Source organism: Empedobacter sp. UBA3239 (genome assembly GCF_002362875.1).
In the GTDB taxonomy this organism is placed as follows: Bacteria; Bacteroidota; Bacteroidia; order Flavobacteriales; family Weeksellaceae; genus Empedobacter; species Empedobacter falsenii_B.
In genome coordinates, this window is record NZ_DEVJ01000080.1 from 1 (window position 1) to 14,689 (window position 14,689).

A 14,689-nucleotide genomic window follows, 5' to 3' on the forward strand; every position below is an offset into this window, starting at 1 on the left:
AATAAACTATATTTTTAAACATTCCGTTTTTTAGGGAAGATTACACTTTAATATCTTCTGATTTACAAGATATAATTAATGATAGAATAATTGTCAAAATTAATAATCTTTTCATGTACGTGATGTTGGATAAAATTGCATGTAACATTGTTTTTTACGAAATCAAGTTTTATGAAGTTTCGTATCATTATACTCAAATATAATTATTTTAGTGAATAGATTTACAGTCTTGATTTTTTTGTTTCCACTATTACACAACTCTTGCACACTTTGTATCATGAATAAATAAAAACATTTAACAAAAAAGAGGTTTTTACCATTTGGTAAAAACCCCTTTTCAATAATAATAAATAAAAAGAACAATAAATTATTTCAGTAATTTCTGTTGATATTCTTTTCTATATGCATAATAAAATACAACTGGAAGAATTGTAAAGGATAAAATTAAACAAATAATTAATCCGCCTACAATCATAATGGCTAATGGTTTCTGAATTTCAGAGCCCATTCCGGTAGAAAGTGCTGCCGGTAATAATCCCATCGATCCCATAAGCGCAATCATCACAACAGGGCGTATTCTGCTTTTAACACCATTGACTATTGCTTCTTTTAATTCCATTTTATGTTTTAGATTATCTCGAATAACACCAATTAGAACAATTCCATCAATCGTTGCTACTCCAAAAAGAATAATAAAACCTATTCCCGCAGATATACCAAAAATGGTTCCTGTTACCCAAAGCGAAATAAATCCTCCAATAAAAGCAAAAGGCAGTGTTAATGCAGCTATCGCTGTGTCTTTTACATTTCCGAAATTAGTATACAATAATAATAAAATCAAAACTAACGAAATCGGAACAACCATCGCTAATTGTTTTGCTGCACGCTCTTTACTTTCGAATTCACCAGCCCATTCCATGTAATTTTCTTTCGGTAATTTAACTTCTTTCGCCACTACTTTCTTCGCTTCATCGATTGTACTTCCTAAATCACGACCTTCTATACTGAATCCTACACCGATATATCGACTATTTCCTTCTCGATAAATAAAAGCAGGTCCTGTTTGATAACCAATTGTAGCTATTTCCTGCAAAGGAACATTGTTCCCATTACTTGTTGGAATCAAAATATTTCCAATTTTCTCAGGAGTATCTCTATAAGCTTCCTGAAAACGAAGAATAACATCAAACTGTCGATCATTTTCATAAAACTTAGTAGCTGCTTGTCCACCAATTGTCATTTCAATTACTGCCTGCACATCCGCTGTACTAATACCATATTTCGCCATTTTTGAATCACTCAATTCTATTCTAAGTTCAGGTAAACCAATATTTTTGTAAACATTGATATCCGTTATTCCATTTACTTTTTCGATAGAAGTAGCGACCTTGTTTGCATATTTTTCTAAATCATACAAATCATCACCAAAAATCTTAATAACTAATGAACTTTTTACACCAGCTACATATTCTTCGACATTATCTTGAATAGGTTGTGAAAATCCAAATACAATTCCTGGATAATGATTCAGTTTATCTCGCATCTCTTGAATAATCTCTTCTTTTGAAACCTTGCGCTTCCAATCTTTTTTATCTTTTAATTGAATATTAAATTCAATATTAAAGAATCCTGTTGGATCAGTTCCATCATTTGGACGACCTGTTTGAGTTAAAATAAAATCAATTTCATCACAATCTTTCTGCATCAACTCTTTCATCTCTTTTGTTAATCGAGTTGATTCTTGTAAATTGACACTATTTGGTAAAGTTGCACGAATGTAAATTGCCCCTTCATTCAGTTTTGGAAGAAATTCTGATCCATAATGTGAGAACTTAAACAAACAAAGAGCTAAAATTCCTAAAAAGATTCCTATTGTTGCCTTTTTATAACGAAATGCGGTTTCATATAATCCGAAAATAGTTTTCTGAAAAAATCGAGTAATAAAGTTCTCTTTCTCCTCCATATTTTTCTTAAAAAGCAACTTACACATTGCAGGAACATAAGTTAGACTTAATATTAAAGATCCTAATAATGCATATCCCAATGTAAATGCTAAAGGAGAGAACATTTTACCTTCCACTTTTTGGAATGAAAATATCGGTAATAAAGCAACAATAAGAATAAGTAAGGCAAAGAAAATATAAGAAGCTACACTTCCTGCACTTTTCTTTATAACGCCCATTTTACTCATTTTTGCGAAACGTTCTGCTCCTACTTTATGTTGCATTGTAGCTAAAGCAACAAAAACTGTTTCTACAATTACCAAAGTTCCTTCTAACAACAATCCAAAATCCAATGACCCCATTGAAATTAAATTCGCTGGTAATCCTTGTATTTTCAACATAATAATTGCGAATAAAAATGAAAGCGGAATAACCGAAGCTACAATAAATGTTGATTTCCAATTATATAAAAAAACAAAAACAATTAATGATACCAATAAAATACCTTCAATAATATTTTTAGAAACCGTATGTACTGTATTATCCACCAATTTGGTACGATCTACAACTGTTTCAATTTTCACATTATCTGGTAAAGTTCTTGTATTTAATTCTTCAATCTTTGCTTTCAGATTTCCAATGACTTCGGATGGATTTTCACCACGCAACATCACAACAATTCCTTCTACCATGTCATCATGCTTGTTGTAACCAACTTGCCCCAAACGTGGTTTATTCGAAATGACAACATCTGCCACATTTTTGATAAGAATTGGCGTAGAACCATTTAGAGCAACAGTAATATTTCCGATATCCTCTATCTTATCTAGTAAACCAACACCACGAACTACATAAGCTTGATCTCCTTGCTGAATCACATCTCCACCAACATTTATATTTGATTTAGAAACTGCTTCATAAACATCTAAAGGTGATAAATTATAATTCTTTAATTCTGTTGGATTGATTTTAATTTCATACGTTTTTTCTTCTCCACCAAAACTTACAACATCTGCAACTCCTGATACAGAAAGCAATTCACGTTCGATAACCCAATCTTGTATCGCGGTAACTTCCTTGATCGGTAAATCACTTTTGATCACATAACGAAAAATCTCTCCCGTAGCACCAGAAGGTGGTTCAATATCTGTATCGGCTCCTTCTGGTAAATCAACTCCACTCAATTTATTCGATACATATTGTTGTGCATAAAAATCATCTACACCATCTTCAAACTGAACCGTTACAACAGACAATCCGAAAAGAGAAATTGAACGAATATTAGATTTATGCGGAATACTATTCATTACTTTTGAAACTGGTAGAGTCACCAATTTTTCCATTTCCTCAGCACTTCTTCCTGGCCATTGTGTTATAATACGAGCTCTAGTATTTGTTACATCCGGAAATGCCTCTATTGGTGTATGTTTTAAAGAAAATATACCTGCAAAGAGTAATGCAAATACAGCAAATAAAACAAAGGTTGTATTTCGTAACGAAAAAGTTACGACTGATTGTACTAACTTTTTCATTTATTATTTATTTAATTCCTCAAATATCATTAGAGCGTTTCGAGAAATAACTTTCTCATTTGGAGCAAACTTTTCGCTAACAAATGTGAATTCTTCATTCTGACCAATCGTCGTAATTTTTCGAATTTCCATTGTACAATCATTTTTATATACCACCACATATTCCTTGTTGTTCTCAAAAACTTTGGCTTTGTTTGGTATCGCAAATGCATTTCCTACAATATTTTGTTTATCGATAATAATATCTGCACTCAAACCTGGCATCAAGTTCAAATCTTGATTTTCTAACACAACACGCGCTTTCAAAACGTGTTCATTTTCATCAAACACATTGTATATTTTATCAATTTTTCCAACATAAATTCGATCAGGATACGCCATAGATTTCACTTTTACAGCATCTCCTTTTTTTACATATTGCAGATTATTGGCGTAAATATTTACCATTACCCAAACTTGTTTCAAATTAGAAATAGAAAATAAATTATCTTCTGAATCTGAAATAATAGATTGACCAACGCTCATGTTTTTCTGAACGATATAACCATTTTTAGGTGATAAAATCTGGAATTGACCATTGCCAACCGCACGATACATTCTCAAGGTTGCATTGATTTTATCAATTTCAATTTGCGTTGATTGTAATTCGTGTTCTGCCTCTGTAACTTCGGGTTGAGAAGCCATTCCATCATTCAACAATTCTTTTTTCGACTTGATTTGTTTTCGAATCAAATCCATTTGATTTTGATGATAACGCTTTTGCTGTACCAAATCCAACACTTCGTTCGATTTTACAACTGCCAAAACTTGACCTTGACGCACATAATCACCTAATTCAAAATTCACTTTATCTACCACTCCTTGCAGCAAACTTTTAAAACCAACCAAGTCATTTTCGTTGTATTCAATTTTTCCTGACAAGGTTAATTGTTCGTGAATCGGCTGCTCTAAAACAGCTACAATTTCAGTTGACTTTTTCAATTGTTCGTTCAAACAAAATTTGTCTTCTTTTACCGCTTCTTTCGGGGCTTCTTGCTTGTTACAACTACTTAAAACCAAAGTAAAAGCAGCTAAAAAATAAAAACTTTTTTTCATCATTTTATAAATCTTGTCCAACGATATAATTTAGTTCTTCGAATGTGTTTTGATAATTTTCCAATAAATCCAAATAAGCTTTTTGAGATTCGCGATAAGCCTGCGTAAAATCAATAAATTCTAATAAAGTGATTTGTTTATTTTGGAGATGTTTTTTGTAATTGTCAATCATGGTTAGTTGCTCTTGATTGTTCAATTTTTTCCACTGAATAAGCGCTTTATCCAATTGACTAATTTGATTTTGAAGTCGATCGATCGAAATATCTAACTCAGAATGTAGCGCATTTTTCGTAATTTGTTGTTGATTCAGTACAATTTCTGAAGCTTTGATGTTTCCTTTATTCGTATTGAAAATCGGTAAATCAATGCTTACACCTACACCTACAAAATCGCGCATAATATTTCCACCACGATCATAATTTACCTGAAAAGCCAAATCTGGTGTACGTTGCGCTTTTTCTAAAATCAATTGTTTTTCAGCTAAATTGATTTCATTTTCTTGTTTTTTTAACGCTATATTTTGCTCTTTTGCTAATTGTTTAGCATTGAATGGGATTGATTTGGAATGAGAATTGAATCTTGAAAAATCGATTTCATTTACATTTAAATCTGAGTTTTGCGTTAACAATCGAAGTTTATTAATGTATTCAATTTCTTGATTTTCTAGCTCAATTTGATCTTTTTGTAAACCAATTAATTCGGTTTGAAGTCTGTAAAAATCAGCTTTCGGAACATTTTTTAAATCAGCTTGTCGCTGATATTGCGTTATCATTTGTTCAAACAAATCAACGCTATTTTGCAATTCTTTCTTTTCAGATTGAATACGCGCCAACGAAAAATATGTTTGTCTTAATTCTTTTTTCAGCTCACGCAACAATTCCTCATACTCAAAAAGTGCCGAATTCTTTTCTAATTCTTTAATCGCAACACGCTTTTTTCGTTTACCAGCGGTTTCAATTAATTGCTCTAATTCTACAGAAATTTGTTGATTTTTCCCGTATTTACCGAATAAATAAGGCTGTTCTTCTACATTATAAGTTTTCCAAAGATTAACCTCAGAAATACTCAACGTTGGATTTTGCCATAATTTCTCCTGAATAATTTCAGCATCAACTCTGTCAACATTGAATTTATTCGCAATGAGTGCATAATTTTTTTGTAAAAACGCGGCTTCTAGATTGTCCAACGTTACGTTTTGCGCCTGTGTTTGCATCGCAAAAATAATTGGAATTGCAGTATAATAGATCTTCTTCACTTCTACTCTTTTTGAAAATTCAAAAGTAAAAGTGTAAGATTAAGGCGAGTTTTAAGTTAGATTAAAAGTAGATTAGAAAATGAGTTTAACAATCGTTCCTTTAGGTTTATTTGGAACAATTTCGATATCAATTTGATGAAGTGTAAAAATAATATTCGCCATCGAAAGTCCAATACCTTTTCCTTGAAAATCTTGCGTGTTTTTTCCTCGAAAAAAGTTTTGTTTAATTTGTTTGATATCGGTTTCTAAAATACCAATTCCCAAATCGGAAATATGAATTTGTAAACGGTGATTGATTTCCAAAAACTGTACTAAAATCGGTTGATTGTTCGAATATTTTATCGCGTTACTTACTAAATTATTCAACGCAACTTCTAATAATTTTTCGTTTCCTTGAATGGTTAACAATTGATTATTTTCGACTTGTAAATCCACATTTATACGTGCTTGATGATACAAAATAGCATTTTCAATCACTTGCCAAACTACCTCATCAATTCGAATTTGACTAAATTCAAAACTCGTTTTTGCACCCGAAAGTAACATCATTTGATCTAATGTTTCTTGCAAATCATTCGTATATTGTTTCAATTGCACAATCACACTTTCGTATTCTTCTAGCGTTCTTTTTTTATGATTAGTTACCTCTAAAGTCCCTAATAATGCTGTAATTGGAGTTCGTAATTCGTGTGAAACATAATCGATAAAATTCTTTTGTACATTAAAAGTTTGCGCTATTCGATCAATAAAATGATTGTAAGTTTTAATTAAATCCTCAATCTCAGCATACGACTTATTGAGCTTTAAAGGTTCAGTAAAATTATTCGCATCACGCTCTTTTATTTGTTCAATAATTTTTGTAATCGGCTCATAAGCAATCACTCCTAAAAAATTAGAAAATAGATAAATAAAAATCAACCCAACCAATGAAACCGAAATCAAAATTTGAAGTAACGATTGCATTTGTTCATTAAATTCTTGTTTAGATTCACGCGTGATTACAACAAAATCACCTTCGTTATCATGATAAAAAATTCCGTTATAAAAGAAATCTTTACTTGTAAAAAAATCGGATTTATTGGCACGAATACTTTCTATAAAATTGGTTGAAATATCATTGTTTGAAGACATATTTCCTTTGTACTTTTTGTTGTTATGATCAACAATTAAAATATTTTTTCGTGAAATCGTCTTCTCTAATTGACTTTTTATATTATTGTGTTCTAAAACAGGTAATTCGTCCTTTTCCAAATAATAAATAGAAGCCAAAAGCGTCTTATTCTGCAATGATTTGATCTCTTTTTTCTCCATTTCGGTATAAAAAGAAAAGTAAATAATTGTAGAAACAATCAGAATAATGATACTGAAAATAACGACTGAATAAAGCGCTAATCGGTGTTTTAATTTCATAATTTTAGGCTTTGAACATATAACCAACACCTTTTACCGTGTGAATGTATTTTGTTCCATTTTTCTCGATTTTATTACGCAAATACGAAATGTAAACATCCACAACATTGGTGTGATTATCGAATGTTATTCCCCAAACGGCGTTTAAAATTTGGATACGAGTAACGGTTTTATCGATGTTTTCAATCAAATAATTCAACAACTTAAATTCACGAGGAGAAAGCTCTGTTTCTTCATGATTGACAAAAACTTTGTATTGATCCAAATCGATTTCTAAGTCATCAAAAATCAATTTATTTTCAGGAACTTCTTGCGAACGAAACTGATTTCGGCGCGTTAAAGCTTTGATTCGCGATAATAATTCGTCGAAATGAAACGGTTTTGTAATGTAATCATCTGCACCATAATCCAAAGCCGAAACTTTATCTTGAACCGTGTTCAATGCACTTAGCATCAAAATTGGCGTGAATATTTTTTTGTAACGAAGTGTTTGCACAAGCTGAATTCCGTCCATTTTTGGCAACATAATGTCACAAATAATCAAATCAAACTGAATCGTAAGAAATTCATCTAAAACAGTTTCTGCATCTTTACATAGCGTAACCAAATGCCCATTTTCTTCTAATCCTTTGATTAAAAAATCGCTAATTCGCTTATCGTCTTCGATTACTAAAATTTGCATACACTTTCCATTTTTCCAAAATTAATGAAATTGAGTAAGATGAGATCAATGTAAAAAATTTTCTAATTGGATTTTAATTTTTACAATTTTAGAAAAAAAAACTGTCCCATTAAGACAGTTTTCATTGTGTATTTATTCTTTATTTCACAGGAGTTTCTCTCGCAGCTTCGTATATAATCGAATCTCTTTGCTCTTGCGTCAAGTCATATTTGTAATCAAATATTGCAGATTCCCAATCTCCATATCCAACATTTGGCAATACAATAAATCGTTTTCCAAATTCAGATTTTAAAGTTTCTACAGCTGCCGCTCTTTCTTTTTCAGATTTATGATTATCAAATAAAGAAGAAAAATCTGTTAAACTATCTCCTAACAATAAAACAATATCATAATCTTTCGAAATATTTTGACGACGTGCTTCTTTGCTACTTTCTTTAATTCTCAAAATTAAATTCTGAGCACTTTGAATTGGATAATTGTATTTTTCTAAATTTGCCAAAGTTCCAGAACGCTCCACTTCGTATCGATTTGTAACGTAAAAAATCTGAACACCTTTACTCGCCGCATACTGAAAAAACTCTTGAGAACCAACCAAAGGAGTTGCAATTCCTTTCGACGTCCAATTTGCCCAAGTTTCTTGCGACCACGTTTTTCCTTGACGCGCCATTTCTACTGCATAGTACGAATTATCCAAAAAAGTTTCATCAATATCCGTTACAATCGCTAAAGGTTTAGCGCCTTTTGTCGCAATAGCTTCATCCAATCTCATTTTAGCAACATTATAAGCTTGCTGGCTCAAGGCTTGATATTCAGCGGCACGTTGTTGAAAAAATGCAGCATAAATTTTACCATCAACTTGCAAACTTTTTTGCTGAACTGGTTGTTGTTCAGCAACTATTTTTGGTGTTTGACAAGCTGTTAATCCAAAAAGCATCAAACTTCCAAGCATCAATTGTATATGTTTCATTTCTCTAAATTCTGAAATGCAAAATTAAGCCTTACAATTCAAATCAAAAAATCAGATTACTGAATGTATTTAATCGATTCGAAAGTTATTTGATGAAAATAGTTTTTGAACTGATGATGTTCTCCATTAATTTCTATATCAATTTCCAGATAATCGTTTTGATTAAAATGAATTAAATCTGTTTCGAAGAAATAAATATTTCGGATAACGTGAGAATCAGGTAAAATGGTATTTTTCAATAAAATATCATTTGTCCCCATTGCCAATTCTCCATAAAATGTAACATCAGCTTTGATCTTTTTTTGAGAAGAATTTGAATAAAAATCAGCTTCAACGATATTTATACGAACTGTTTTTTCGGTATTATTTTGAATAGAAATTAAGAATTCTAATGTATTTTTTTTCTTTGTTACCGAATCTATTTTTACTTGAAATTCTGAAATTTGTTGATTAGAATCATCAATCAAATCATCATTTTTTTCAATTTTTAAAAACGATATTTTCGGTTCTTCTTCTTTCGGAAGTGGCTTTTCTATTTGAGCTGTTTTTAATTTTTTGTAAATAACAAACAGCACTAACAATACAAGTAAAATGAATAAATATTTCATTTTACAAATTTAGAAATTAAATCGTTTTTCTGATTTCGAAAAAATGATTTGTTTCGCTTTAGACAATTTTTTTTCTGAAGCTAAAAGCACAAAAAGCTAAAACAAGTACACTTCCTGCTACTGCCAAACTAATAGGATTTGAAGATTGAGAAGTATTTTTAGTAAAATTTGTATGTATTAATTGTGAATTGCTAATATTTCCTGTTTGAGAAAATGAAATGGTTGTGGTCGCAATCAATAGTAATAAAAATTTGAATAAAGTTTTCATAGTTTGTTAAATAAAATCAAAAGTTTAGTTTTTGGTAATAGAGATTTCTATAAACAAATACAATGCCTAATTTTCTTAAAATCAAATAATTTGCAATTTAGTAATGATCGTTCAATATTCAATTTTTTTGAGGGGGACAATTGGGGGGACAAATTATAAAATACTATTTATCAATTATATAAAAACAAAAAAAACTCAATCAATTTACTGAATTGAGTTATTTATTTATAATATAAAAACTTTAATCTAGTTCTATTTTCACTAAATGATTGTCCAATAAATAATCTATTAAATCTTGTGACTTATAATCAATCGGATCTTTTATTTGCTCTTTTGCTTTTGAATGTTCTTCAATTCGATGCAAAGCTTTGTAAAAGCGTCGAACTTCATTCAGATTCTTCAAAATTAATTTTGGAGCTTCAGCTTTTTCACCATTTTCTTCCTTGCAAATCATCGTAAAATAAGACGAATTACAATGTTTAATTTCACCTGTTTGGATGTTTTGACTTTCTACTCGAATTCCTACGACGATTGACGTTCTTCCGACATAGTTAACCGATGCTTTTAGCGTTAATAATTCTCCTACTTCTACTGGCGTTAAGAAATCTACTCTATCCACAGACGCCGTGACACAATATTTTCCAGAGTATTTGGAAGCACATGCAAATGCAATTTGATCGAGTAGAGAAAGAATGAATCCACCATGAATTTTTCCACTAAAATTGGAATGGGATGGAAGCATTAATTGCGAAAAAGTTACCAATGAACTTTTTACCGTTTTGTAAATCATTTTATCTATTGTTGTGTGTGTGTTCAATTTGTAGTAATTAAGTTTAGACTGTAAAATTCATCTGCAATTTCGCGATTATTAGACAAACGAGGAACTTTATTTTGTCCGCCCAATTTCCCTATCGATTTCATATAATGCTGAAAACCTTCTTTTTTAACCTCAGAAACGACAAGCGGACGCAAAATATTTCCCGTTATCAAATCGTCATAATACGTATTTTGACGACGCATTTGCGCATCTAATTCTTCATTAAAAATGGTTAGATTCTCAGGTTTTTGATCAAATTCTATTAACCATTCGTGATAAGGCAAACCTTCTGCTGGATTAACTTGAGGCGCAACTGTAAACTCATTTACACTCGCTGGATATTTTTCTAAAGTTTTTTGCAACGCCTGTTCCACTTCGTGACCAATTACATGCTCACCAAAAGCAGATGTATAATGTTTAATTCGACCAGAAACAACAATTCTATAAGGTTTTATCGAGGTAAAACGAACTGTGTCACCAATATTATATCCCCACAAACCTGCATTTGTATTGAGAATTAGAACATAATCTTTTCCTACTTCAACATCTTTCAATGAAATTCGAGTTGGATTTTCATCAAAAAATTCATCAACTGGAACAAATTCATAAAAAATTCCGTTGTTCAGTAAAAGCAATAAATCATCATTTTTTTGAGAATCTTGATACGCAATAAACCCTTCTGAAGCAGGATAAGTCTGAATACAATCTATTTTTCGACCAATTAATTGATTCACTTTATCACGATAAGGTTCATAATTTACACCTCCTGTTACCATTAATTGTAAATTCTTAAAAATCGACTGAACGTTTTCTTTTCCAGAAACTTTAATCAATCGTTCAAAATACATAATCAACCAAGGCGGAATCCCAGAAATCAGCGTCATATCAGCTTTCACCGTTTCATCCACTACTCTATCCACTTTCGTTTCCCAATCTTCAATCACATTTGTTTCATAAGACGGCAAACGATTTTTTTGTAAATAATTTGGAACAAAATGCGCACTAATTCCAGAAAGTCGACCAACTTTCAATCCGTTTATATCTTCAAGAATTGGACTTCCTTGTAAGAAAATCATTTTTCCGTCAACAAAATTAGAATTCTTTGTTTCATTAATATAAAACAATAAAGCATTTCGAGCAGAATTTATATGCGAAGGAACGGATTCTTTTGTAAGCGGAATATATTTTGCACCAGAAGTAGTTCCAGAAGTTTTAGCTAAATAAAGAGGTTTTCCAGGCCATAGAATATTAAGTTTCCCTTCAATTACCTCATCAAAATAATGTTTCAACCCTTCGTAATCGTTGATTGGAACTTGCGATTTGAAATCTTCATAATTTTTGATTGATTCAAAATGATGATCAACTCCAAACTTTGTATTTTTTGCAGCAATAATCAATTCATTTAGAATTTTGTCTTGTGTTTCTAGCGGATGATTTATCCACTTTTGTTCTTTGTTGACAATGTATTTTGCAAAAATTTTCGCTAAAAAAGCTTTCATGCTGTTCCTTTAAAACATTATTATTGGTCGAATTTAAACGAATATTCTAAATAATTTAACAACAATTGCAATGATTTTTCTTAGTCAAATCACTAATTACATTAAAGCTAAAACGTTAGCTATCATTTTATAATCATCCCGTAAAAAGTCGCTTCTCTATTATTTCTATTCCACATAAAATTATCTTATTTTTTCGAGGGATACAAGATTTTTTCTAATCGAACGTTTTATTGTAGATTTGTTTTTATTCGCTATCATGAAAAAGATTGTAATGAGTATCTTCGCCGCAAGTTTTTTAATCGGCTGTTCTACGCAAAAAAATAGTTTCAAAAACCGACAATATCACAAGATGACATCGTGGTTTAATGGAGTATTCAATGCTGAGGATGAGTTAGAAAAAAAGAAAACAGAACTGCAAACGAATTATGTAGAAAATTACTCGAAGATTTTACCTGTTGGAATAGAATATTTTTCTGTTTCAGATTCTACCAATGTAGGTGGATTTAATAAATCCAATTTTGGTATTGGAGGTGGAAATCGAAATAATCAAGATAAAGTAGAAAAACCTGTAGGATTTGCTGCTGTAGAGGCAAAAGCTTCAAAAGCTATCGAAAAACATTCAATGTTAATCAAAGGAAAAGAAAATAATCCTTTGATGGGACGCGCTTATTTATTGATTGGAAAATCATTATTTTATCAAAAAAAATACTTTGAAGCACTTGATGCTTTAAACTATGTTGTCAAAAATTTCAAAGATTCTAAATATGCTCAAGAAGCGCATGTTTACAAAACTGTTGCCGAAATAAAAGGTGGAAATTACTTTGATGGAATCGAAACTTTACAAAAACTTTACGAAAACGATCCATATAAAAGTAAAGAATTAAAAACAATGATTGCGCGAACGTATGCTCAATTTTTGATTGATCAAAAAAAGTACGAAGAAGCGCTTGATCCATTACAAAAAGCCGAATATTTTTCTACAAATAAAGATGAACGCGTTCGTATATTTTATACGTTAGGACAAGTTTTTTCTAAATTAGGAAAACAACAAGAGGCTGGTGAAGCTTTCACGCAAGTTTATAAAATGAAGCCTGGATTTGATATGGAAATCAAATCACAGTTGGCGATTGCTGCTAATTTTGATCCAAAAATTAATAATTACGGAAATTACAAGCAAAACTTGTTGGACATCTCGAATAAAGGAATTTATGCATCGAAGAAAAACGAGTTATACTACGGAATTTCTGAAATGGCTTTTCGAGCTGACAAAATGGATGATGCTGTAGAATATGCAAAATTGAGTTTGAAAGAACCAATGTCGGATCCTTATATTCGTGGGCGTGCTTTCGAAAATTATGGTGATATAAAGTTCAAGCAAAACGATTATGTTTATGCTTCGGCTTATTATGATTCGGCACAAACGAGTTATAATTTGCCAGAAGATCAAACGCGTATTCAGAAACGAAATGATGTTTTGAAAAAATTGATGGAGAAACATTATTTAGTTCAGAAAAATGATTCAATTCTAAAACTTGCTGCACTTCCAAAAGAAGATCAATCAAAATTCTTTACAGATTATATCGAAAAATTAAAGAAAAAAGAAGAAAAGCAAGCCATAGAAGAGCAAAAAGAAATGGAAACTTTTCAGTTAGAAAATAAAACGGCAAGTTTCACGACGAGTTTTAACAATGCTGATAAAGGAAAATTTTATTTCTATAATCAAAATTTAAAATCAACTGGACAGCAAGAATTCCAACGTATTTGGGGAGGAATTTCCTTAAAAGATAATTGGAGAAATTCGAATGCAATAAGTACTGCAATTGAGGATAAACAGAATGAATTGACAGGGCAAATTGCTGCTGGTGATCCAAGACGTTTTGAACTTGATTATTATTTAGATCAAATTCCAACTTCTCAAAAAGCTCTGAATGACTTGAAAGTTGTAAGAGATACAACGCAATTGTCTTTAGGGACTGGATATTTTGATATTTTCAATAACGCTGAGTTAGCTGGAAAAGAGTTGAAAGCGTTGGTTGCTTCTCCTCCAAAATCTGATGATGTGTTATTAAAAGCGACTTATCAATTGTATCGTATCTATAAAAATCGTGATCAAAAATTAGAAGATGAATACAAAAATATCATTCTAACAAAATATCCAAATACGATTTATGCAGGTTATATTCTTAATCCAGAAGTTGAATACATCACTGCTGAAACAAAAGAAGCTTTAGAAGCCTACAAAGTTGCATACACGTTGTATCAAGATAAAAAATATGATGACGTAAAGAAAAAAGTACAAGAAGCAATTGTGAAATTTCCTACTGAAATTATCATTGCTAAATTTGCTTTATTAAATGCTTATGCGATCAAACAAACTGGAAAAGATAGCGATTTTGAGCAAGCTTTAGAAATTGTAATTACGGCTTATGACGGAACCGAAGAAGCTAAGCAAGCAAAACGTTTGTTGGATAAATTGCGTAATCCTAAGAAAAATGTAGAGGAACCTGAAGCTACATCTCCTAAAGCTCCAAAACAACTGGAAAGAAATGAAAATTTTAATAATGAAGAAAATACAAAACGTAGAACAGTAAAATAATATAAAAAAAGAGTTAA

Annotated in this window: 11 protein-coding genes; 1 reads left to right on the forward strand and 10 read right to left on the reverse strand. The window is 31.0% G+C overall.

Annotation, left to right across the window (positions count from 1 at the left end; translation table 11 throughout):
- Positions 1-367 precede the first annotated feature (367 nt).
- The 10 genes from B4G36_RS12015 to B4G36_RS12060 form a co-directional block, all read right to left on the reverse strand.
- The gene (locus tag B4G36_RS12015; protein ID WP_291064172.1) at positions 368-3,475 is read right to left on the reverse strand and encodes an efflux RND transporter permease subunit; all 3,108 of its coding nucleotides are present in this window, start codon (positions 3,473-3,475) and stop codon (positions 368-370) included.
- A gap of 3 nt (positions 3,476-3,478) precedes the next feature.
- Positions 3,479-4,570, reverse strand: a complete 1,092-nt coding sequence (locus B4G36_RS12020) for an efflux RND transporter periplasmic adaptor subunit (RefSeq protein ID WP_291064173.1) — start codon at positions 4,568-4,570, stop codon at positions 3,479-3,481.
- A 4-nt stretch (positions 4,571-4,574) separates the two neighbouring features.
- Positions 4,575-5,825: a TolC family protein gene (locus B4G36_RS12025; RefSeq protein WP_291064174.1), complete on the reverse strand. Its 1,251-nt coding sequence runs from the start codon at positions 5,823-5,825 to the stop codon at positions 4,575-4,577.
- A gap of 72 nt (positions 5,826-5,897) precedes the next feature.
- Entirely contained in the window at positions 5,898-7,235 is a 1,338-nt protein-coding gene (locus tag B4G36_RS12030; RefSeq protein ID WP_291064175.1) for a sensor histidine kinase, read from the reverse strand.
- Positions 7,236-7,239: 4 nt separating this feature from the next.
- Positions 7,240-7,917, reverse strand: a complete 678-nt coding sequence (locus B4G36_RS12035) for a response regulator transcription factor (protein ID WP_291064176.1) — start codon at positions 7,915-7,917, stop codon at positions 7,240-7,242.
- A gap of 139 nt (positions 7,918-8,056) precedes the next feature.
- Complete coding sequence (locus tag B4G36_RS12040; RefSeq protein ID WP_291064177.1) at positions 8,057-8,884, reverse strand: 5'-nucleotidase, lipoprotein e(P4) family; 828 nt, start codon at positions 8,882-8,884, stop codon at positions 8,057-8,059.
- 56 nt (positions 8,885-8,940) lie between these two features.
- Positions 8,941-9,492, reverse strand: coding sequence for a hypothetical protein (locus tag B4G36_RS12045; RefSeq protein WP_291064178.1), 552 nt, complete (start codon positions 9,490-9,492; stop codon positions 8,941-8,943).
- A gap of 58 nt (positions 9,493-9,550) precedes the next feature.
- Positions 9,551-9,760 (reverse strand): hypothetical protein, encoded by a 210-nt coding sequence (locus B4G36_RS12050; RefSeq protein ID WP_291064179.1) that lies wholly within the window; start codon positions 9,758-9,760, stop codon positions 9,551-9,553.
- Between the two features lie 241 nt (positions 9,761-10,001).
- Positions 10,002-10,550, reverse strand: coding sequence for an acyl-CoA thioesterase (locus B4G36_RS12055; RefSeq protein ID WP_291064182.1), 549 nt, complete (start codon positions 10,548-10,550; stop codon positions 10,002-10,004).
- A 23-nt stretch (positions 10,551-10,573) separates the two neighbouring features.
- On the reverse strand, positions 10,574-12,076 hold the full coding sequence (locus B4G36_RS12060) for a GH3 family domain-containing protein (protein WP_291064180.1): 1,503 nt from the start codon (positions 12,074-12,076) through the stop codon (positions 10,574-10,576).
- A 349-nt stretch (positions 12,077-12,425) separates the two neighbouring features.
- Between B4G36_RS12060 and B4G36_RS12065 the strand changes: the two genes are divergently transcribed.
- The gene (locus B4G36_RS12065; RefSeq protein ID WP_291064181.1) at positions 12,426-14,672 is read left to right on the forward strand and encodes a tetratricopeptide repeat protein; all 2,247 of its coding nucleotides are present in this window, start codon (positions 12,426-12,428) and stop codon (positions 14,670-14,672) included.
- Positions 14,673-14,689 lie beyond the last annotated feature (17 nt).

Excerpts from the sequence above, each read along its gene's own strand:
- B4G36_RS12015 (WP_291064172.1), bottom strand. The coding sequence starts at position 3,475 with ATGAAAAAGTTAGTACAATCAGTCGTAACTTTTTCGTTACGAAATACA.
- B4G36_RS12020 (WP_291064173.1), bottom strand. The coding sequence starts at position 4,570 with ATGAAAAAAAGTTTTTATTTTTTAGCTGCTTTTACTTTGGTTTTAAGT.
- B4G36_RS12030 (WP_291064175.1), bottom strand. The coding sequence starts at position 7,235 with ATGAAATTAAAACACCGATTAGCGCTTTATTCAGTCGTTATTTTCAGT.
- B4G36_RS12035 (WP_291064176.1), bottom strand. The coding sequence starts at position 7,917 with ATGCAAATTTTAGTAATCGAAGACGATAAGCGAATTAGCGATTTTTTA.
- B4G36_RS12040 (WP_291064177.1), bottom strand. The coding sequence starts at position 8,884 with ATGAAACATATACAATTGATGCTTGGAAGTTTGATGCTTTTTGGATTA.
- B4G36_RS12045 (WP_291064178.1), bottom strand. The coding sequence starts at position 9,492 with ATGAAATATTTATTCATTTTACTTGTATTGTTAGTGCTGTTTGTTATT.
- B4G36_RS12050 (WP_291064179.1), bottom strand. The coding sequence starts at position 9,760 with ATGAAAACTTTATTCAAATTTTTATTACTATTGATTGCGACCACAACC.
- B4G36_RS12055 (WP_291064182.1), bottom strand. The coding sequence starts at position 10,550 with ATGATTTACAAAACGGTAAAAAGTTCATTGGTAACTTTTTCGCAATTA.
- B4G36_RS12060 (WP_291064180.1), bottom strand. The coding sequence starts at position 12,076 with ATGAAAGCTTTTTTAGCGAAAATTTTTGCAAAATACATTGTCAACAAA.
- B4G36_RS12065 (WP_291064181.1), top strand. The coding sequence starts at position 12,426 with ATGACATCGTGGTTTAATGGAGTATTCAATGCTGAGGATGAGTTAGAA.